General features: G+C 74.1%; 25 protein-coding genes. 13 read left to right on the top strand and 12 right to left on the bottom strand.

Features of this window, described 5'->3' with window-relative positions:
* The first annotated feature begins 37 nt into the window (after positions 1-37).
* The 3 genes from KGD84_RS15015 to KGD84_RS15005 all read left to right on the top strand — a co-directional run bounded on the left by KGD84_RS15015 (position 38) and on the right by KGD84_RS15005 (position 2664).
* Positions 38-694 (top strand): response regulator, encoded by a 657-nt coding sequence (locus KGD84_RS15015; RefSeq protein WP_220560969.1) that lies wholly within the window; start codon positions 38-40, stop codon positions 692-694.
* Positions 695-753: 59 nt separating this feature from the next.
* The gene (locus tag KGD84_RS15010) at positions 754-1398 is read left to right on the top strand and encodes a TetR/AcrR family transcriptional regulator (RefSeq protein ID WP_220560968.1); all 645 of its coding nucleotides are present in this window, start codon (positions 754-756) and stop codon (positions 1396-1398) included.
* 108 nt (positions 1399-1506) lie between these two features.
* Positions 1507-2664 carry an alpha-hydroxy-acid oxidizing protein gene (locus tag KGD84_RS15005; RefSeq protein WP_220560967.1) on the top strand — a complete coding sequence of 386 codons (1158 nt, stop codon included), beginning with the start codon at positions 1507-1509 and terminating at the stop codon, positions 2662-2664.
* Here KGD84_RS15005 and KGD84_RS15000 read toward each other — a convergent pair.
* The gene (locus KGD84_RS15000) at positions 2633-3283 is read right to left on the bottom strand and encodes a TetR/AcrR family transcriptional regulator (RefSeq protein ID WP_255646564.1); all 651 of its coding nucleotides are present in this window, start codon (positions 3281-3283) and stop codon (positions 2633-2635) included. The genes KGD84_RS15005 and KGD84_RS15000 overlap by 32 nt on opposite strands.
* Before the next feature lie 66 nt (positions 3284-3349).
* On the opposite strand from KGD84_RS15000, the gene KGD84_RS14995 reads away from it, so the two are divergent.
* Together KGD84_RS14995 and KGD84_RS14990 are read left to right on the top strand one after the other, a co-directional pair.
* The gene (locus KGD84_RS14995; protein WP_220560966.1) at positions 3350-3742 is read left to right on the top strand and encodes a hypothetical protein; all 393 of its coding nucleotides are present in this window, start codon (positions 3350-3352) and stop codon (positions 3740-3742) included.
* Between the two features lie 44 nt (positions 3743-3786).
* Positions 3787-4716, top strand: coding sequence for a ribonuclease Z (locus tag KGD84_RS14990; RefSeq protein ID WP_220560965.1), 930 nt, complete (start codon positions 3787-3789; stop codon positions 4714-4716).
* 13 nt (positions 4717-4729) lie between these two features.
* Here KGD84_RS14990 and KGD84_RS14985 read toward each other — a convergent pair whose 3' ends face one another.
* Complete coding sequence (locus tag KGD84_RS14985) at positions 4730-5749, bottom strand: aminotransferase class V-fold PLP-dependent enzyme (protein WP_220560964.1); 1020 nt, start codon at positions 5747-5749, stop codon at positions 4730-4732.
* A 9-nt stretch (positions 5750-5758) separates the two neighbouring features.
* A complete protein-coding gene (locus tag KGD84_RS14980; RefSeq protein WP_255646563.1) occupies positions 5759-6733 on the bottom strand; it encodes a phosphotransferase in 975 nt (324 codons plus the stop codon).
* A gap of 136 nt (positions 6734-6869) precedes the next feature.
* On the opposite strand from KGD84_RS14980, the gene KGD84_RS14975 reads away from it, so the two are divergent.
* The gene (locus KGD84_RS14975; RefSeq protein WP_220560962.1) at positions 6870-7967 is read left to right on the top strand and encodes an ABC transporter substrate-binding protein; all 1098 of its coding nucleotides are present in this window, start codon (positions 6870-6872) and stop codon (positions 7965-7967) included.
* Between the two features lie 24 nt (positions 7968-7991).
* Here the strand turns inward: KGD84_RS14975 and KGD84_RS14970 are convergent, their stop codons facing one another.
* Together KGD84_RS14970 and KGD84_RS14965 are read right to left on the bottom strand one after the other, a co-directional pair.
* Positions 7992-8894 carry a DMT family transporter gene (locus KGD84_RS14970; RefSeq protein ID WP_220560961.1) on the bottom strand — a complete coding sequence of 301 codons (903 nt, stop codon included), beginning with the start codon at positions 8892-8894 and terminating at the stop codon, positions 7992-7994.
* Positions 8895-8903: 9 nt separating this feature from the next.
* The gene (locus KGD84_RS14965) at positions 8904-9605 is read right to left on the bottom strand and encodes an ArsR/SmtB family transcription factor (RefSeq protein ID WP_220560959.1); all 702 of its coding nucleotides are present in this window, start codon (positions 9603-9605) and stop codon (positions 8904-8906) included.
* A gap of 110 nt (positions 9606-9715) precedes the next feature.
* On the opposite strand from KGD84_RS14965, the gene KGD84_RS14960 reads away from it, so the two are divergent.
* On the top strand, positions 9716-10450 hold the full coding sequence (locus KGD84_RS14960; RefSeq protein ID WP_220560958.1) for a class I SAM-dependent methyltransferase: 735 nt from the start codon (positions 9716-9718) through the stop codon (positions 10448-10450).
* Here KGD84_RS14960 and KGD84_RS14955 read toward each other — a convergent pair.
* Positions 10447-10785, bottom strand: coding sequence for a pyridoxamine 5'-phosphate oxidase family protein (locus KGD84_RS14955; RefSeq protein WP_220565759.1), 339 nt, complete (start codon positions 10783-10785; stop codon positions 10447-10449). The two genes, KGD84_RS14960 and KGD84_RS14955, sit on opposite strands and share 4 nt — an antisense overlap.
* 162 nt (positions 10786-10947) lie before the next feature.
* Here KGD84_RS14955 and KGD84_RS14950 point away from each other — a divergent pair, with 162 nt between their 5' ends.
* On the top strand, positions 10948-11559 hold the full coding sequence (locus KGD84_RS14950) for a DUF1707 SHOCT-like domain-containing protein (protein ID WP_255646562.1): 612 nt from the start codon (positions 10948-10950) through the stop codon (positions 11557-11559).
* Positions 11560-11616: 57 nt separating this feature from the next.
* On the opposite strand, the gene KGD84_RS14945 is transcribed toward KGD84_RS14950, so the two are convergent.
* A complete protein-coding gene (locus KGD84_RS14945) occupies positions 11617-11919 on the bottom strand; it encodes a hypothetical protein (protein ID WP_220560957.1) in 303 nt (100 codons plus the stop codon).
* Positions 11920-12013: 94 nt separating this feature from the next.
* Between KGD84_RS14945 and pip the strand changes: the two genes are divergently transcribed.
* Positions 12014-12946, top strand: a complete 933-nt coding sequence (gene pip, locus KGD84_RS14940) for a prolyl aminopeptidase (protein WP_220560956.1) — start codon at positions 12014-12016, stop codon at positions 12944-12946.
* 18 nt (positions 12947-12964) lie between these two features.
* On the opposite strand, the gene KGD84_RS14935 is transcribed toward pip, so the two are convergent.
* Both KGD84_RS14935 and KGD84_RS14930 read right to left on the bottom strand, forming a co-directional pair.
* Positions 12965-13618, bottom strand: coding sequence for a response regulator (locus KGD84_RS14935; protein ID WP_220560955.1), 654 nt, complete (start codon positions 13616-13618; stop codon positions 12965-12967).
* Entirely contained in the window at positions 13618-14817 is a 1200-nt protein-coding gene (locus tag KGD84_RS14930; protein ID WP_277615507.1) for a sensor histidine kinase, read from the bottom strand. The genes KGD84_RS14935 and KGD84_RS14930 overlap by 1 nt, the downstream gene beginning before the upstream one ends.
* 182 nt (positions 14818-14999) lie before the next feature.
* Here KGD84_RS14930 and KGD84_RS14925 point away from each other — a divergent pair, with 182 nt between their 5' ends.
* Both KGD84_RS14925 and KGD84_RS14920 read left to right on the top strand, forming a co-directional pair.
* Complete coding sequence (locus tag KGD84_RS14925; protein WP_260697223.1) at positions 15000-15272, top strand: SHOCT domain-containing protein; 273 nt, start codon at positions 15000-15002, stop codon at positions 15270-15272.
* Positions 15273-15380: 108 nt separating this feature from the next.
* Positions 15381-16355 (top strand): adenosine deaminase, encoded by a 975-nt coding sequence (locus tag KGD84_RS14920; RefSeq protein ID WP_220560953.1) that lies wholly within the window; start codon positions 15381-15383, stop codon positions 16353-16355.
* Between the two features lie 53 nt (positions 16356-16408).
* Here KGD84_RS14920 and KGD84_RS14915 read toward each other — a convergent pair whose 3' ends face one another.
* From KGD84_RS14915 to KGD84_RS14905, 3 genes are all read right to left on the bottom strand, one after another.
* Entirely contained in the window at positions 16409-17386 is a 978-nt protein-coding gene (locus KGD84_RS14915; RefSeq protein WP_220560952.1) for a DUF2332 domain-containing protein, read from the bottom strand.
* Between the two features lie 77 nt (positions 17387-17463).
* Positions 17464-18123, bottom strand: a complete 660-nt coding sequence (locus KGD84_RS14910; protein WP_220560951.1) for a DJ-1/PfpI family protein — start codon at positions 18121-18123, stop codon at positions 17464-17466.
* A gap of 3 nt (positions 18124-18126) precedes the next feature.
* A complete protein-coding gene (locus KGD84_RS14905; protein WP_220560950.1) occupies positions 18127-19086 on the bottom strand; it encodes a GlxA family transcriptional regulator in 960 nt (319 codons plus the stop codon).
* Between the two features lie 148 nt (positions 19087-19234).
* Between KGD84_RS14905 and KGD84_RS14900 the strand changes: the two genes are divergently transcribed.
* Together KGD84_RS14900 and soxR are read left to right on the top strand one after the other, a co-directional pair.
* Complete coding sequence (locus KGD84_RS14900) at positions 19235-19954, top strand: ABC transporter ATP-binding protein (protein ID WP_255646561.1); 720 nt, start codon at positions 19235-19237, stop codon at positions 19952-19954.
* A 5-nt stretch (positions 19955-19959) separates the two neighbouring features.
* Positions 19960-20448, top strand: a complete 489-nt coding sequence (gene soxR, locus KGD84_RS14895; protein WP_220560948.1) for a redox-sensitive transcriptional activator SoxR — start codon at positions 19960-19962, stop codon at positions 20446-20448.
* Position 20449: the final 1 nt, after the last annotated feature.

Raw genomic sequence — 20449 nt, 5'->3', positions numbered from 1 at the left:
ACCCTTCCCCACAAGGGGGAACGGGAAAAGGGGAGGGATGGACCGGATCCGGGTCCTGCTCGCCGACGACGACGCCCTCATGCGCGCCGGACTGCGCGCCATCTTGGCCGCCGACCCGCACCTGCACGTGGTCGCCGAGGCCGCCGACGGCGACCAGGCCCTGCACCGGTGCCTGCGCCACCGCCCCGACCTGGCCCTGCTGGACGTGCGCATGCCCGGCACCGACGGCCTGGCCGCCGCCCGCCGCATCCGCGCCCGCCTCCCCGGCACCGCCATCGTCATGCTCACCCTCTTCGGCGAGGACGAGAACATCGACACCGCCCTGGACATCGGCGTGGACGGGTTCGTCCTCAAGACCGGCGATCCCGCCGACCTGCTCGCGGCCGCCACCGGCGCCGCGTTCCTGTCCCCGCCGGTGGCCCGCCGCGTCCTGCACCGCCACTACGGCCCCCGCACCCGCGAACAGGAACGCGACCGCGACCGGATCCGGGCCCTGACCCCCCGCGAACGCCAGGTCCTGGCCCTGGTCGGACACGGCGAGACCGACCGGGACATCGCCCGCCTGCTCGACGTGGCGCCCAGCACCGTCAAAACCCACCTGGACTCCCTGCGCCTGCGCCTGGGCGTCCACGGCCGGGTCCACCTGGCCCTCATCGCCCACCGCGCCGGCCTCACCACCGGCCCCGCCCCCTGAACACCCCCCGCACCGCCGGACCCGGCGCCGCCCCCGCAAGGGGCGCTACCGTGAAACCCATGACACGACCCCGGGTGGAACTGGTGCGCCCCTGGCGGGGCATGACCCCCGACGAACGCCAACAGGCCCGGCGCCGCCGCCTGCTGGACGCCGCCCTGGAGGAGTTCGCCACCACCGGCTTCCGCGCCGCCACCGTCGGCGCGATCTGCGCCCGCGCCCACCTCACCAACCGCTACTTCTACGAGCACTTCGCCGACCGCGAGGCCGCCCTGCGCGCCCTGTACGACGAACTCCTGGACCGGGCCCTGACCGCCATGGCCACCGCCCTGGACACCCGGCAGGACTTCGAGGACCAGGTCATGGCCGCCCTGGGCGCCTACCTCGACTTCGTCATGGCCGACCCGCGCCGGGTCCGCATCATCTCCGTGGAGAGCGTGGGCGTCAGCCCCGCCATGGAGGAGCGCCGCCGCACCGCCCGCCACACCATCGCCGACCTGGTCGATGCCGCCTACGCCCGCGGCGCGGCCCGCGGCCGCCTGGTGGAGCGCCCCTTCCGCAAACAGGCACTGGCCCTGGTCGGGGCCGCCAACGAACTGGTCGTCGACTGGGTCCTGGGCGAGCGCCCCCAAGACGCCGACCGCGTGCGCGCCGACATCGCCGAGGTGTTCCTGCCGCTGCTGCGCTCACGCCGCACCGCCCCCTGACCGCCCCGCACCGCCGGCGGCCACCACTCCCGCACCCACTCTTGACACACCCACATGTCAACTTGCATGGTGTGAACCACACCACACCCCCTGTGCAAGGACCCCACCATGAACCCCCGCTACGGCGACTACCAGCTCGAGATCTACCTCAACGGCCTCACCGGCGTCCTCCCCGACCACCCCATGACCTTCACCGACCTCGCCGAACGCGCCCGCCACGCCCTACCCCCCTCCCTGTGGTCCTACGTCGCCGGCGGCGCCGGCGACGAACACACCCAGGACGCCAACACCCGCGCCTTCAACGACTGGGGCCTGTACCCCCGCATGCTCGTCGGCGCCGCCCAACGCGACCTGTCCGTGGACCTGTGCGGCATCACCCTGCCCTCACCCCTGCTCATGGCCCCCGTCGGCGTCATCGGCCTGTGCTCCCAGGACCACCACGGCGACATCGCCACCGCCCAAGCCGCCGCCACCACCGGCGTACCGATGATCGCCTCCACCCTCACCCAGGACCCCATGGAACAGGTCACCCCCCACCTGGGCGACACCCCCGGCCTCTTCCAGCTCTACACCCCCACCGACCGCGACCTCGCCGCCAGCCTCGTCCACCGCGCCCAACAGGCCGGATTCAAGGCCATCGTCGTCACCCTGGACACCTGGATCACCGGCTGGCGCCCCCGCGACCTGGCCACCGCCAACTTCCCCCAACTACGCGGCCACTGCCTGGCCAACTACACCTCCGACCCCGTCTTCCAAAAGATCGTCGGCCCCGACCCCACCCCCGACCAGGTGGTCGCCACCTGGGCCGGACTCTTCGGCAACCCCCTCACCTGGGACGACCTGCCCTGGCTGCGCTCCCTCACCGACCTGCCGCTCATCGTCAAGGGCATCTGCCACCCCGACGACGCCCGCCGCGCCGCCGACGCCGGCATCGACGCCATCTACTGCTCCAACCACGGCGGCCGCCAGGCCAACGGCGGCATCCCCGCCCTGCGCTGCCTGCCCGCCGTGGCCGCCGCCACCGACCTGCCCGTCATCTTCGACTCCGGGATCCGCTCGGGCACCGACATCGTCAAAGCCCTCGCCCTGGGCGCCACCGCCGTCGCCGTGGGCCGCCCCTACGCCTACGCCCTGGCCGCCGGCGGCGTCCCCGGCCTCGTCCACACCCTGCGCGCCCTCCTGGCCGAAGCCGACCTGCTCATGGCCGTCAACGGCTACCCCACCCCGGCCGACCTCACCCCCCAGGCCCTCGAACACCTGCGCTGACCCCCGGCCCGGGCCCCTCCAGCACCGCGTCGCACACCAGGGCCCGGGCGGCGTCGGCGAAGAACCGCTCATCGGCCCGGGTCAGGCCGAGCACGACGCCCTGGCCCAGGCCGACCAGCAGCGCCCGCAGCGCCGTGGCCAAACGCCGCGCCCGACCGGCCCCCACCGGGGCGCCGCCGTGGTCGCGGCCGGCGAAGAGCGCCGCCAGGCGCTCCTCCTGCGCGGAGATCGATTCGGCGAGCCGGGAGCGCAGCGCCTCGTCGCGCAGGGCCATGTCCATCAGGGCCGCCTGCAGTGCCAGGTCCGACCTCGCCCGGGACCCCCGGCAGCCGTGCAGGTACAGGCGCGCGAACGCCCCGACCGCCCCGACCAGGTCCAGATCGGCGCCGATCTCCCGCTCGGCCTCCTCGTAGTCCCCTCGAAGGTGCTCGGCGACCAAGGCGGTGACCAGGCCGTCCTTGCTGCCGAACAGCGAGTAGACGGCACCGGTGGTCAGACCGGCCCGGTCGGCGATCTCCTCCAGCCGGGCACGGTGGCCGTCCCGGGCGAGAACCTCCCGGGCCGCCTCCAACAGGGCGCGGCGGTTGCGTTCCTTGGTCTGGCCCCTCGTCATTCTCATAATCTCATTATTGCCATAATCTGATTACCGAAGTGGTCGGGTCGACACCGAACAAGGGGACCGAACATGGCACCGAACAGGACCGCGTCACCGCTCACGGCGGGGGTCATCGCCGACGGCGCCGTCAAGACCCTGCTCGGGGCCGCCTTCACCCTGGGAGCCGCCCCCCTCGGCGCCCTGCTCGGCGTCCCCACCTGGCTGATGGCCGCCTCCGGCCTGGCCCTGCTGGCCGGCGGCGTCATCGAGATCGCCTGCGCGCGCACCCGCCCGATGCCCACCCTCCTGAAGCTCATGGCCTGCTACGACGGCGGCTGGGTCCTGACCGCCCTCACCGGCCTGTTCATCACCCACCAGGGCGGCACCCTGGGCGGCGAGGTGTGGATCGGCTACCAGACCGTCGCCCCCCTGGTGCTCGCCGCTCTCCTGGCCCCGACCCCCCGCCCGGGCCCGACCCACTGAAAACCACGCGCCCCCCACCCCCGGGCCGTGGCAGGATGCACCCCATGTCGGCACGCGAACTCACCGTCCTGGGCACCTCCAGCGCGGTCCCCACCCCACGGCGCAACCACAACGGCTACTTCCTGCGCTGGGACACCCACGGCATCCTCTTCGACCCCGGCGAGGGCACCCAACGCCAGATGCGCACCGCGGGCCTGTCCGCCACCGACATCACCCGCATCTGCATCACCCACTTCCACGGCGACCACAGCCTGGGCCTGCCCGGCATCATCCAGCGCATCGCCCGCGACCAGGTCCCCCACCCCGTCCCCGTCGCCCACCCCGCCGCCGGCGCCGACCACTTCGAACGGCTGCGCCACGCCACCGCCTTCCACGACACCGCCCGCATCGTCCCCCAACCCGTCTCCGGCGACGGCACCAGCCTCCTGGGGGAGGACGACCTGCGCATCACCGCGCTGCCGCTGACCCACTCCCTGCCCTGCTACGGCTACCGCATCGCCGAACCCGACGGATGGCGCATGCTCCCCGACCGACTCGCCGCCCACAACATCACCGGCCCCCTCATCGGAGAACTGCACCGGCAGGGACACGTCACCGCCCCCGACGGCCACCGCGTCGAACTGGCCGACTGCGCCCGACCCCGCCCCGGACAGGTCATGGCGTTCGTCATGGACACCGCCCCCTGCCCCCAGGCCGTCGAACTCGCCCGCGGCGCCGACCTGCTCGTCATCGAGTCCACCTACCTGGACTCCGAAGAACACCTCGCCGCACCCTACGGACACCTCACCGCCCGCCAGGCAGGCCGCATCGCCGCCCAGGCCGGCGCACGCTCGGTGGTCCTCACCCACATCTCCGAACGCTACGACGCCGACCAGGACCCCCTCTTCACCGCCCAGGCCGCCCAGGAGTACGACGGCCCCCTCACCCTCGCCCACGACCTGGACCGCATCCCCGTCCCCGCCCGCGCCCACTGACCGCGGGCCCCGCCTACACCAGCGCTTCGGCGGCCCGGTCCACGTCCTCCTCGGTGTTGTACAGGTGGAACGACAACCGGGTACGCCCCGCCCGCACCGTCGTCACCACCCCCGCCGCCGCCAGACGCTCATGCGCCCCCGGCACCTCCACCGACACGATCGCCGACCCGCCCGGCCCCCACCCCAACCGGGCCCGGAACCGGTCCGCCAACCCCACGTTGTGGGCGTGCACCCTGTCCACCCCCGCCCCCAGCAGCACCTCCAACGACGCCACCGCCGCGGTGTGCGCCACCCAGTTCGGCGAGGTGTCGAACCGGCGCGCCCCCGCCGCCGGCACGAACCGGTCCGCGAACAGGTCCACCGGATCCGCCGCCGCGGCCGGCCCCGCACCCGGCACCACCCCCATACGCTCCTGCACCGCCGGCGCCAGGTAGGCGTACCCCAGCCCGCGCGGCGTCATCAACCACTTGTAGGCGGCCCCCACCAGCACGTCGAACCCCGACGCGTCCAACGGCAACCACCCGGCCGCCTGCGTGGCATCCCCCACCACCAGCGCACCCGCCCCCCGGGCGGCCGCCACCACCTCGGCCACCGGCGCCACCGCACCCGTCCCCGGGTGCACCACACTGAACGCGACCGCCTCACACCCCTCACCGACGGCCTCCGCCAACCGGCCCAGGGGCACCGTGCGCACCCGCACCCCCCGCGCCTGGAACGGGAACAGCACCGACGCGAACTCCCCCTCGGGCACCACCACCCGCGCCGACCCCGGCAGGGACGCCGCCACCGTGCCCAACAGCTGCGAGGCGGCCGCACCCAACGCGACGTCACCCCCGGGCACACCCAACAGGGCGCCCAGGCGCCGGCGGGCCTCCCCGGTGGTGCGCCCCCACCGGGCCGGATCACCCGTGCCCGCCGCACAGGAGTCGAGGTACTCGGCCAGCGCGGCCCGGGTGGTGGCGGGCAGCACCCCGTACTGGGCGGTGTTCAACCAGACGGTGTCGGTGTTCCACAGGTGGCGCAGATCGTCCATCCCCCCGTCCTACCACCCGCCCCCGCACCCGACCGACGCCAGGGCCCGCCCCAGGGCGCGCTCGGCGATGCCCGCCATCACCCCCCGGTCCGACACCGCCCGCCCGGCCAGGTACCGCAACGGCCCGGCCACCAGCGACAGGTCCAACGCCAACACGTACAACCCCATCCGGTGCGCGTCCACCGGCCGGGTCGCCAGGCGCCGGTGGTCGGCGAACCGCAACCGCAGGAAGGCGTGCTCCCACTCGTGGTCGAACCACATCAGCCCCTCGAAGTCGATGAGGGCACCCTGCCCGTCGGCCGCGACCAGGACATGGTCGGGCCCCAGCTCACCGTGGACCAGCGCGTACCCGCCCGGGCGGGGCCCGATGCGCGCCGCCCGGGCGCACAACTCCTCCTCCAGCGCCGAACGGGCCGCCCCCACCCGCGCATCCAGCCGGGCGGCCTCCTCCAGGTCCGCCAACGCCCGGACCAGGACCGCCTCGTGACAGGAGGCCGCCGCAGGGGCGCCCCCGCCCGCCACATGGGCGACCTTCCCGAAAACCGGGTGGGTGCGCCCGTGCAGCACACCCAACACGGAGGCCAGGTGCTCCAGCACCGGCGCGGCCCGCCCCGGATCGGCCTCCATCACCTGCTCCAGGGTCGGACCCACGTCCTCCACCACCGCCAAAGCCCCGCCCCCACCCTCCTCCTCCAGCGCGTACAGGGCCGGAACCCGCACCCCCGCCCCCGTGAGCAGCGCGTGCGCCGCCGCGAACAGCCCCGGACCCGAGGCGGGGGAGAACGGGTCGGCCGGATCGGGCGGCCCCTGCCCCGCGGGCCACCGGTCGTGGTCGGGATGCCACCGGTAGGCGACCACACGCGAACCGTCCGCCAGCACCACCCGCCACACCCCCTTCCTGGTACCGCCGCGCAACTCCCGCACGGCACGGGCGGGACGGCCATCACCCACCAGGGCGGGCACCGCATACGACAAGGACCTCAACACGCCACCTCGGATCCGCCGACAAAGGGGAAGCGCACATCATGCCATCCGATAACCGGTTGTCCACCCCCGAAGGCCACCGGTGTAATGACCGCACACGGCCACCCCGGCCCCCGGCAACGAAAGACACCCCCGGATGAACACACCCGCCGCACCCCACGACCCCACCGCACCGGTGCTCATCGGCGCCCTGGCCCCCCTGACCCCGCCCGGCTGGGTCGACGCCGGCCACCACCTCCTCACCGGACTCCAGGCCGCCGCCGACCACGTCAACGCCACCGGCGGCATCCACGGCCGCCCCCTGCGCCTCCTCGTCCGCGACACCGCCGCCGACCCCGACCGCGCCGCGGCCGCCGTCGACGAACTCGCCGACCTGGGCGCCAGCGCCCTGGCAGGGGAGTACCACAGCGTCGTCGCCCGCACCGCCGCCGCCCGCGCCCACCACCGGGCCCTGCCCTTCCTGTGCTCCTCCGCGGTCCTGGACACCCTCACCGACCACCCCTCACCCTGGATCGCCCGCCTGGCCCCCGCCCAGTCCCACGGCTGGCGCACCTACGCCGACTTCCTCCTGGCCCGAGGCCACCACCGCATCGCCGTCACCGCCCAACCCAGCGCCTACTGGCAGGCCGGCACCCGCATCCTGCACGACCACCTCACCCCCCGCGGCGCCACCCTGACCACCCTGGACGCCGACCCCCACCACCCCCGAGCCGTCTGCGACGCCCTGGCCCACCACCGCGCCACCGCCCTGCTGATCCTGACCGGCGTCCCCGAACCCGCCCTCCCCCTCGTCACCGCCCTACGCCGCGACCCCCGCCTGACCGGCCTGCTCATCGGCGCCCCCGCCGGCCAACCCGAACTGCCCACCTGGACCGACCGGCTCGGCCCCGACGGCGCACAGATCCCCTTCCTGAGCTACCTGCCCCCCACCCTGGACCCCGCCGCCGAACAGGTCCGCACCACCCTGCGCCGACGCCTGGGCCGAGAACCCTCCTTCGTCGCCTACGAAGGCCACGACACCATCACCGTCCTGGCCCACGCCCTACGCGAACACGGCACCGACCGCACCGCCCTCGCCCACGCCTGGCCCCGCCTGGACGTCCAGGGCACCCGCGGCCGCATCCGCTTCACCCCCGCCGACACCGGCCCGCACCAGTGGCAGTGGGCACCGGTCCAGGTCGTGGACCGCGACCCCCACCACCCCGACCGCCTGCGCGTCCTGCACCAGGGCTGACACCCACCGGGCCCGAACCCCCGCTCACCGGGGCACCGGGCCCGGCCCCCCGGCCACCGCCGGCCGCCGCCGCGACACCCCCACCCCCACCAGGCACAGCACCCCGCCCACCAGGGCCCCCGCCGTGGGCACCTCCCCCAACAGCACCCACGACAACACCACCACCAGAACCGGCACCAGATACGTGACCGCACCCAGACGGGAGGCGTCCATACGCGCCAGGGCGTACCCCCACGTCGTGAACGCCACCGCCGTCGGGAACACCCCCAGATACACCACGTTCGCACCCGCCCACCACGGCGCCGCCGCGGCCTCGGCCACCAGCACCGGCGCGAACGGCAGACACGCCACAGCCCCCACCACGCACCCCCACCCCGACACCTGCAACGGGCTCGCGTGCGCCAACGCCGGCTTCTGCGCCACCACCCCGACCGCATACGTCACCGCCGCCACCAGGCACAGCACCACACCCGTCCACGTCACATGCCCGGGCCCGGCCGTGGCCACCCCCACCACCGCCGCCCCCGCGAACGCCACCGCACCGCCCACCACCAGCCACACCGACAACCGCTCACCCAGCCACGCCACACCGAGCAGGGCGATCAGCACCGGCCCGACGTTCACCAGCAGCGCCGCGGTCCCGGCGTCGACCTCCCGCTCACCCCAGTTCAACGCCACCATGTAGACGCCGAACCACAACAGCCCCGAGCACACGATCCCCGGCCACGCCGCCCGCACCGGCCACCCCGACCGGGTCACCGCCAACACAACACCGAGCACCACCGCCCCGGCCGACAACCGCCCCAGGGCCAGCGCCCCCGGCGAGAAGAACCCACCGGTCACCCGGATGGACACGAACGCCGACGCCCACAGGACGACGGTCACCCCGGCCGCCACCACGGCCAGGACAGGAGTACGAGAAGTCATGCGGCGACCCTAGAGGCCGGACACTTCGCCCCCCACCGAAACATCCAGCACCTCACCCCACGCCCGCCGCCCCTCCCGCGTCACCCGCACCGCCCGCGAGGACCCCACCCGCTCACACCACCCCGCGGCGAACGCGTGCGCGCACAGCACCGCCCCGGCCGCCCCCGCCAAATGCTGGCGCCGCTCGGTCCAGTCCAGGCACGCCCGCGCCAACGGCCGCCGCCCCCGCTCCGGCAGCGGCGCACCCAACCCCGCGAACCACTCCCGGCCCCGACCGGTCACCCCCAGGTCGGCCGTGAGCAGCCCCCGCCCCACCATCGCCTCGGCCACCGCACACCCCAACGCACCCGCCAGATGGTCGTAACACGTACGCGCCCGCGCCAACGCGTCCCGCACACGGTGCGCGCGCAGCGTCGGCGCCACCGTCGCGGCGGGCGCCGCCCGCGCCGCCAACGCCTCCACCAGGGCCGCGATCCCCTCATCGGCCAAGGCCACATACCGGTGCCGCCCCTGCCGGCGCTCCACCAGCACCCCGCCGCCGACCAGCCGCCCCAGGTGCGCGCTCATCGTCGAGGCGCCCACACCCGTATGCCGGCACAGCTCGGACGCCGTCCAGGCCCGCCCGTCCGCCAACGCCAGGCACACCCCCGCCCGGGTCGGATCCGCCAACAGGGCCGCCAACGCGGCCGTCTCATGCGCGTGAGAGGACATACCACCAGCATCCCACCACCACACTTCGCCCACCGACGAACCGTCAACGCAGCCCGCCCAGGCGGAAAAACCCGGTGCGCGCCCACCCGCCGCCCCGGGATACTCCGCCCATGCACAACCCCTACGACGACCCCGCCGTCGCCGCCCTCTACGACACCTTCAACCCCTGGGCGCCCTGCGACGACTTCTACCTCGACCTCGTCATGGACGCCCCCGCCGCCCTGGACGCGGGCTGCGGCACCGGCCTGCTCCTGCGCACCGCCCGCGCCCACGGCCACACCGGCCACCTGGTCGGACTCGACCCCGCCGACGCCATGCTCGACATCGCCCGCTCCCACACCCGCGACGTCCACTGGACCCGCGGCGACCTGGCCACCCACACCTGGAACGGCGGATTCGACCTGGTCACCATGACCGGCCACGCCTTCCAGGAACTGCTCACCGACACCACCACCGTCCAGGCCCTGACCGCCATGCGCACCGCCCTGAACCCCGGCGGCCTCATCGCCTTCGAGACCCGCAACATCACCGCCCGCGCCTGGGAGCGGTGGACCCCCGACCACCCCTGGACCGGCACCCTGCCCGACGGCCGCACCGTCACCGACACCCACGACGCCCGCCCCATCACCCCCCAGGGGCTGGTGACGTTCACCTCCACCACCACCGACGCCGACGGCCACGAGATCCTGTCCACCGTCAGCACCCTGCGGTTCCTGGCCACCGACCACCTGGACACCCTGCTGGCCGCCGCCGGACTCACCGTCGCCGAACGCCACGGCACCTGGGACCGCACCCCCCTGACCCCCGCCTCACCGGAGGTCATCACCCTGGCCCGCCCCGCCTAGTCCGGGCGCACGTTCCCCAGCACCCTCTCCACGGTGACCTCGATGACCACCCGGGCCGGGTTGGGCCGCGGCTCCCGGTACCGGTCCGCGTACCGGCGCACCGCCTCGGCCACCCGCCCGGGGTCATCGGACACCACCGCCGGACCCTCCACCGTGCACCAGCGCCGCCCCTGCACCTGCGACACCGACACCCGCACCCCCGGGTGCGCGGCCAGGTTGCGGGCCTTGAAACTGGCCCCGTCGCAGATCACCCGCACCACACCCAGGTCGGCGTCATAGGTCGCCCCCACCGGCACCTGGTGGATCGACCCGTCCGGACGCGGCGAGGCCAGCATGCACAACCGGTGCTCACCCCAGAACTCCACGAACCCGCTCTCACCCACACGAACCCCCTCAACTCGCAGGGGAACAGGATCCCACGCCCCCGCCCACACCCCCCACCAGGGCCCCTACACCCCACCGGGCCCGCACCGGCCGCCCCCTATACCCTTACCGGCGTGAACGACCACCACCCCGACCCCGCAGGGCGGATGCGCGCCTCCCACCACGACCGCGACACGGTCGTCGAACGCCTACGCGACGCGGCCGCCGAAGGACGCCTGGACCCCGACGAATTCGACGAACGCCTCGAACGGGCCCTGACCGCCAAAACCCACGCCGACCTGAACGCCCTCACCGCCGACCTGCCCGCACCCCAGGCCGCCCTCCAACAGGCCGCCGAACAACAGCGGCCGCCCCTGGTCGTCCAAGGCGGCATCAGCGGCGCCGCCCTCGGCCCCAACCGCTGGCAGGCCCCCGCCCACATCACCGCCCACGGCGGCCTGGGCGGCGCCACCCTCGACTTCAGCCGCGTCCAGAGCCACCTGCCCGAAATCCACGTGGAAGCCCACGGCGACACCTCCGGCGTCACCATCGTCATCCCCGACGGCTGGGCCGCCGACACCGCCGGCATCGACCCCGGCATCGGCGGCCTCAAGGACAAGACCACCCCCGACCGCCACCCCGGCACCCCCCTGATCCGCCTCACCGGAACCGGCGGCCTCGGCGGCGTCCACATCCGCCACCCCAACCGCAGAGAACGCCGCAAACTCGACACCGACCCCGCCTGACACCACCCGCGGCCCGCCCCCCGACCCGGACGGCGGGCCGACCCGCACCCGGCGGGCTCACCCCAACGCGCCCCGCGCCGTACGGTGCCGCAACCGGATCCGCACCGCCCGCTGCGCCCCCGCATCCAACACCCCCACCACCCCCACCACCTCAGCGACCTGCACCAACGCCTCCGCGGCCCCCTCCACCCCCGACACCGACGCCACCAACCGCGCCAACCCCCGCGCATCCACGAACTCCCCCACCGGAGTCCCCGCCAACACCCCCGCCAGCACCCGCTCGGCCACCACCGGATCCACCTCACCGGCCCCCACCAGCACCCGCACCGCCTCACCCAGCGTCCGCACCCGCTCCACCACGACCCCTCCCCGCCGCCTCCGCCGGCACGCACCCCGCGCCCGCCCCCACTCCTCTCGAACACCACCCCCGCACCCCACCCCGAGGGAGCACCCCATGACCGCCCCCCGCACCCACGGCCACCTCCCCGTCACCGACCACAACACCCTCTACTGGGAAGAACACGGCAACCCCCACGGCACCCCCTGCCTCGTCCTGCACGGCGGCCCCGGCTCCAGCGCCCACCCCGGCCTCGTCCACCTCTTCGACACCACCCGCCACCGCGTCATCCTCTTCGACCAACGCGGCGCAGGCCGCTCCACCCCCGACGCCGGACTACCCACCACCGACCTGGCCACCAACACCACCGCCCACCTCATCGACGACATCGAAGCCCTGCGCACCGCCCGCGGCATCGACTCCTGGCTCGTCACCGGCACCTCCTGGGGCACCACCCTGGGCCTGGCCTACGCCCAGGCCCACCCCGACCGGGTCCGCGCCCTGGTCCTGATCGCCGTCACCACCACCTCACCCACCGAGGTGCAATGGCTCACCCACGCCATGGGCCGCGTCTTCCCCGAACAATGGGAGGCCTTCCGCGACGCCGTCGGCCCCGACGCCGACCCCCACCGCCTCCCCGCCGCCTACGCCCGCCTCCTGGCCCACCCCGACCCCGCCGTACGCGCCGACGCCGCCCGCGCCTGGTGCCGCTGGGAGGACACCCACATGGCCACCACCAACGCCTTCACCCCGTTCCTGTCCACCCGCCCCCTGGACTTCCAGCTCCGCTTCGCCCGCCTGGTCACCCACTACTGGGCCGCCCACGCCTTCCTGCCCGAACACCACCTCCTCCACAACATGCACCGCATCGCCCACCTGCCCGGCGCCCTCGTCCACGGCCGCCTCGACATCAGCGGCCCCGCCGACACCGCCTGGAACCTCGCCCGCCACTGGCCCGCCGCCACCCTGCACATCATCGAAGGCGCCGGACACACCGACCGGGCCCTGCACACCGCCGGCGCCGCCGCCATCACCCGCCTCACCCCCTGACCCCCACGGGGGAGGCGTTCACCGCACCAGCCCCGCCCGGAACGCGAACACCACCAACTGCGCCCGGTCCCGCGCCCCCAACTTCACCATCGCCCGCGACACATGCGTACGCGCCGTCGCAGGGGAGACCACCAACCGGCCCGCGATCTCCTCATTGCTCAACCCCTCACCCACCAACCCCACCACCTCCCGCTCCCGCTCCGTCAACACCCCCACATCCACCACCGGCCCCACCGCCGGCCGCGACGACGTGAACGCCGCCACCACCCGCCGCGTCACCGACGGCGACAACAACGCCTCCCCCCGCGCCGCCACCCGCACCGCCTCCAACAACACCCCCGGATCGGCGTCCTTGACCACGAACCCCGACGCCCCCGCCCGCAACGCCTCGAACACGTACTCGTCCAACTCGAACGTCGTCAGCACCACCACCCGCACCCCCGCCAACCCCTCATCGGCACTGATCTCCCGCAACGCCGCCAACCCGTCCATGACCGGCATCCGCACGTCCATCAGCACCACATCGGGCACCACCGCCCGCACCACCTCCACCGCCCGCGCCCCGTCAGCGGCCTCACCCACCAGCTCCAGGTCCTCCTCCGCCTCGATCAGCACCCCCAACCCCATCCGCACCAGCGCCTGGTCATCGGCCACCACCACCCGCACCGCCATCACACGCCCCCTTCCACCGGAACCCGCACCCGCACCACGAACCCGCCACCATCCCCCGGCCCGGCCGCCAACTCCCCGCCCACACCCCGGGCGCGCTCCCGCATCCCCGCGATCCCCGCACCCTCACACCAACCCGCACCCGGCCCCGCACCGGTGTCGGCCACCACAAGCCGCACCCACCCCGCCTCGAAGGCCACCTCCACCCGCGCCACCGCCCCCGCACCCGCATGGCGCAGCACATTCGTCAACGCCTCCTGGGCGATCCGCAGCAACGCATGGTCCACCGCCCCCGGCAGCACCACCGCCTCACCCGACCGCTCCACGGTGACCGCCAACCCCGCCCGACCCATCTCCTCCACCACACCCTCCAACCGGTCCAGGCCCGCCACCGGCTCCAACGCCGCACCCTCCTCACCGCGGAACACCGCCAACGTGCGCCGCAGCTCCTCCAACGCCGACCGGCTGCTGTCCCGGATCGCCGCCAACGCCACCGCCGCCTGCTCCGGCCGCCGGTCCACCACGTGCAACGCCACCCCCGCCTGCATACTGATCACCGACAGGCTGTGCCCCACCAGATCGTGCACCTCCCGGGCGATCCGCAACCGCTCCTCGTACCGGTGCCGGGCCACCTCCGCCTCCCGCTCACGCGCCCGCCCCTGCCGGCGGGCCCGCACGAACACCCCCGCCCCCGCCCACGGCGCCGCCACCCCCACCGCCACCGCAAGCGCCGCCCACAACGACCCGTCCGCCAGCCCCCACCACGGCTCACCCGCCCGGGAGAGCACCCCCACTCCCACCACCAAAGGCAGCGCCCAGGCGAGGAACCGGACCGGCTCCATCCGGATCGCGGCGGAGAACACCACCAGGGCACCCATCACCACCACGACCGGGTTCACCACCCCGCCGCCCACCAGGACCGCACCCGCCCCGGCCCCGGCCGCCACCAGAGCCACCGCAGGGCGCACCCGCCGCACCGCCACCGCCACCACCAGCAGGGCCACCCCGGCCCACACCCCCCACCCCAGGGTCACCTGACCCCACTCCGGGCCCGGCCCGCCCGCCCACGGCGGCCCCGCCCCCTCCCGACCCCACGGGGCGGCGTGCCCGAACGCCACCTGGGCGCGCACCGCCACCACCGCCACCGCACCCAGCACCACACCCAGCCCGGCATCGACCGCGACCGTCCGCACACCCCTCATGCCACCGACCCTAGGCTCCCCGCCCCGCCCGCGCATCGCCCCCACGACGCAGCCCCGCCTACGCCCACCGACGTACACACGAAGCCGCCCCAGAGGCGACGCCCGCGACCACCCGCCCCGCCCACAGTGGAAACCATGAACACCGCAACCGCCGCCATCACCGACCTGGCCGGCCACCCCCCGTGGGGGGACGGACCGCCGCCCTTCGCACCCCTGGGAGCACTCATGTTCTGCCTGCTGCTCGCCGCCGCCGCACTGGCCGCGTTCGTCCTCATCCGCCGCCGCGGCGGCGGACCGCCCCCTGGGCCGCCGGCCCCCGACCCGCCCCGCCCGAGTACGAGGCCCGCCGCACCCTCGCCGACCGGTTCGCCCGCGGCGACATCACCGTCGAGGAGTTCATGGAACGCGCCAGCGCCCTGAACTGGAACCCCGGACACGACGACACCAAGAAGTGACCCACCCACCGGCGCCCGCGACCCACCAGGTCACGGGCGCCCCGCTGTGCCCACCCCAACACCACAAAACGGACAGACCACGATCAGCGGTACGCCACCATGGTCTGCATGCCACTTCCCAAAGCCGAACTCCACCTGCACATCGAAGGCACCCTCGAACCCGAACTCGCCTTCACCCTCGCCCACCGCAACAACATCACCCTGCCCTACACCACCGTCGACGAACTCCGCGCCGCCTACGAGTTCACCGACCTACAGTCCTTCCTGAACCTGTACTACGCCCTCACCGACGTCCTGCGCACCGAGGCCGACTTCACCGACCTCACCCGCGCCTACCTCACCCGCGCCGCCGCCCAGGGGGTCCGCCACGCCGAGATCTTCTTCGACCCCCAGGCCCACACCGCCCGCGGCATCCCCCTGGACACCGTCATCGGCGGCATCACCGCCGCCCTGGACACCGCCCAAGCCGACCACGGCATCAGCACCCACCTGATCATGTGCTTCCTGCGCGACCGCCCCGCCGCCGAGGCCATGGACACCCTGAACGCCGCCCGCCCCCACCTGGACCGCATCATCGGCGTCGGCCTGGACTCCGCCGAGGTCGGCCACCCCCCGAACGACTTCGCCCAGGTGTTCGCCGCCGCACGCGACCTGGGGCTGCGCCTGGTCGCCCACGCCGGCGAAGAAGGCCCACCCGACTACATCCGCCAGGCCCTGGACCTGGGGGTGGAGCGCATCGACCACGGCATCCGCTGCCTGGAGGACCCCGACCTGGTCGCCCGCCTGGCCGCCGAACGCACCCCCCTCACCGTGTGCCCGATGTCCAACGTGCGCCTGCGCGCCGTGGACACCATGGCCGACCACCCCCTGCCCGCCCTCATGGACGCCGGGCTACTGGTCACCGTCAACTCCGACGACCCCGCCTACTTCGGCGGCTACGTCGACGACAACTACCGGGCCCTGGCCCACCACCTGCACCTCACCCCAGAGCAGCTGCGCACCCTGGCCCGCAACTCCTTCGAGGCGTCCTTCCTGCCCGCCGACCGCATCAAGGAGCTCACCGCCCTGGTCGACGCCCACTGACACCCGCGGGCGGCCACCCCCACAGGGGGACCGCCCGCACACCCGCCCGCCGTTCAGGCCCAGGTCAGCGACTGGCCGTGCTCCCCCGCCCAGGCCACCACCCGCCCGTCCACCGCGACCGTCAGATCCGTGGCCACCGGCGGCCGCGCCCCCTCGATCCACGGCAGCACCCGCCACCCCTCGTACGACACCCAGTGCCCGGGCAGCCCCTCCACCAGCCGCGCGAACCGCTCCCGCTCGGCCAACGGCAGATAGGTGAGCACCGCCCCGTGGAACACCACCGGCGTCACCCCCGCCGGAACCCGCCCCACCAGGTCCGCGACCACCTCCAGCAGATCCCCCGCCACGATCGGCGGCCGACCCGCCGCGGCCACCACCGCCGCCGCGGCCCGCAACCGCTCCCGCCGCTCCGCCTCGTGCGCACCCGGCCAGATCAGCGACTCCAACCACCGCACGTCCCGCTCATCGCAGACGTCCAACGGGTTCAGGTCCACCCCCGCCCGCCAGGCCACCTCCACCACCCGCTCCGGCACCGGCACCCCGCCCGAGGTCGCGCACTCCAGCACCACCGGACCCTCCCCCACCGGCGCCGCCCCGTCATAGGAGTAGGCGTACCGGTCCGGGTACAGGCACAACCCCGCCGAGGCCCCCACCTCCACCAGCCCCAACGGCCCCTCCAACCGGGCCAGGACCGGCAGCAGGGCCGCACAGCGCCGCACCTCGTTGGTCTGGGTCATCCGCTCCAGCACCACCGCCCGCACCCGGTCCCAGTGCTCCACCACCCACGGCCGGAACACCGCCCAACCGTCCACCGGCCCGCCCAGGAACCGCACCGCCCCCAACAGCAGGTGCGGCTGGCGCTTGTTGTCCCCGGGCAGGGCCAGCACCCGCCCCACCATCTCCTCGTCCCCCGCCAGCGCCCGGGCGATCTCCGCATAGGAGCCGGCGCCCCCCGCCTCGTAGTGCTCGGCGAACCGGCGGTACCACGCCCGCACCCGCTCGAACCCGTCCTGCTCGTCCTGCCGGTCCACGGCGACCTCGTCTCACCCGGGGGAAAGGAGTATCCCCCTCATACCCCTGACACCCCGGGGCGGCACCGTGACCCCCCTCACGCCCACCCCGGCCGGTCCTCCTCCCACAACAGGAACCGCCGGCTCTCCCGCGCCAACCCCACCACCTCCGCAGGCGCCTTCTCCGGCGACCCCGCATCGAACGGCGGCGCCGGATCGTACTCCAACGCCAACTGCACCATCTGCGCCCCGAACTCCCCCATCAGCTCACCCGCCAACGCCAACCCCATATCGATCCCCGCACTCACCCCCGCCGCCGTCACGTACTTGCCGTCGAACACCACCCGCTCCCCCACCGCATGTTCCACACCCCAGCGCTCCAACTCCTCCCCCGCCAACCAGTGCGTGGCCGCCCGACGCCCCGCCAACACCCCCGAAGCCGCCAGGATCAACGACCCCGTGCACACCGACGCCGTCCACCGCGACCCTGCGTCCACCGCCCGGATCCACTCCACCAACGCCCCGCCCATCTGCCGCGCCTGCCCCGGCCCACCCGGCACCACCACCACATCCGCCGAGTCCACCTCACCCAGCGCCGCATCCACCACCAGCCCCGCACCACCGGCCGACGCCCGCACCGGCCCCCGCTCCTCACCCACGAACACCGTCTCCACCCCCGGCAACGACCCCAGCACCTCATAGGGGCCGATCGCGTCCAACGCCGTCACACCCTCGAACAGAACAACCGCCAACCTCACGACTCACACACCTTCCGCTCCGTGGAACCTGCTCCGATACCCCGCCGGAGAACACCCCAGCGACCTGACGAACACCCGCCGCATCACCTCCGCCGACGCGAACCCGCACCGCCGCGCCACCGCCTCCACCCCCAGCTCCGAATCCTCCAACCACCGCCGCGCCGCCTCCACCCGCACCCGCTCCACATACCGGCCCGGCGTACACCCCACCTCCCGAGCGAACACCCGCGCGAACTGGCGCACCGACAACCCCACCCGCCCCGCCAACGCCTCCACCGACAGATCCGCCGCCGGATTCCCCACGATCCAGTGCTGCACCTCCCGCACCGCCGGACGCTGCGCCCACTGCGCCGCCAACGGCGCCGAGAACTGCGCCTGCCCGCCCGGCCGCCGCAGGAACACCACCAGGTGCCGCGCCACCGCCAACGCCACCCGCCGCCCCAGGTCCTCCTCCACCAAAGCCAACGACAGATCCACCCCCGCACTCACCCCCGCCGAGGTCACCACCCGCCCCTGGCGCACGAAGATCGGATCCGGATCCACCTCCACCCCCGGGAACCGGCGCGCCAGCTCCGCACAGTGCGCCCAGTGCGTCGTGGCCCGCAACCCCTCCAACACCCCCGCACCCGCCAACAGGAACGCCCCCGTGCACACCGACGCCACCCGCCCCGCCCGCACGCACGCCCCCGCCAACCACTCCACCAGCGCCGGATCCACCCCGGCCCGCGCCCCGTCACCCCCGGCCACCACCAGGGTGTCGATCCGCCCCACCTCCTCCAGCGCCACCGACGGCACCAGCCCCAACCCGCTGGAGGTCCGCACCGCGCCCCCGCCCAACGACCCCACCCGCACCCGGTAGTCCGCCCCCGGCGCCCGCCCGGCGCCCGCGAACACCTCCAACGGCCCCGCCACGTCCAGGCTCTGCACCCCGTCGAAGACGACGATCACGACCTCGTGTCCCATACCCCCCACCCCACCACCCGCCCACCACGTCCACAAGGTCGCACACCCCACGAAAAAGGACACCCCCCGGCGGGGCACACCCCCACACGAGAGGAAAGACACGAACAGATAACGAGAACTCTCACACGCCCCCGACGATCACAGCCCCATGACACCCCACCACCACGAACGGACACCCGTGAGGCTCACCGACCGCGACCGGCTGCACCGCAGCCCCGCCACCACCGCACCCCGCGCCCGCCCCCTCGTCGAGTTCCACGACGTGTCCCACACCCCCCTGCTCTCCCACCTGGACCTCACCGTCCACCCCGGCGAACACGTCGCCCTCATCGGCCTGCCCACCGACCACACCACCACCCTCACCGACCTCCTCACCGGCCACACCACCCCCACCCACGGCCGCATCACCACCCACACCACCCCCCACATCCACACCAGCACCCCCCACACCACCCTCGCCCACACCATCACCGGACACCCCGACCCCGACCCCCACGACCCCCACCTGCACACCGCCCTCGCCCACGCCCACCTGCCCACCACCCCCACCACACCCCTGTCCGACCTGCCCACCGACCTCACCCACCGCCTCCACACCGCCCGCACCCACTACGCCGACCTCACCCACCACCACCTCCTCGTCCTCACCCACCCCGCCCCCGGCGAACACCTCACCCCCACACCCACCACCGGCCTGCTCCAACTCACCGACCGCCCCACCCACACCCGCACCGCCGACCGCATCCTCCTCCTCCACCGCGGCCGCGTCACCGAAACCGGCACCCACCACCAACTCCTCGTCCGCGGCGGCGCCTACGCCCGCCTCTACGCCCTACGCGGCACCCACCGCAACCGCCCCTACACTTGAGAACCGTGCCGCCCATCACCAAGGAACTCACCGTGGGGCAGGTCTCCCAACGCTCCGGCGTGGCCGTCTCCGCCCTGCACTTCTACGAACGCCAGGGACTCATCCACAGCCGCCGCACCGCCGGCAACCAACGCCGCTACCGCCGCGACACCCTGCGCCGCGTCTCCTTCATCCGCGTCTCCCAACGCGTCGGCATCCCCCTGGCCCGCATCCGCCAGGCCCTGGACCGCCTCCCCGACAACCGCACCCCCACCCGCGCCGACTGGGCCCGCGTCTCCGAACAGTGGCGCGACGAACTCGACGCCCGCATCGCCCAACTCGTCCGCCTGCGCGACGACCTCACCGGCTGCATCGGCTGCGGCTGCCTCTCCCTGGACTCCTGCGTCCTGGTCAACCCCGACGACGAACTCGCCGCCGACGGCTCCGGCCCCCGCCGCCTGCTCATCGCCGACGACCCCGCCGACACCGACCACACCCACGACCGCACCGCCTGAA

The organism is Nocardiopsis changdeensis, from assembly GCF_018316655.1.
Classification (GTDB): Bacteria; Actinomycetota; Actinomycetes; order Streptosporangiales; family Streptosporangiaceae; genus Nocardiopsis; species Nocardiopsis changdeensis.
The sequence above is the reverse complement of the archived record's forward strand: the minus strand, read 5'-3'. Positions and strand labels throughout refer to the sequence as shown.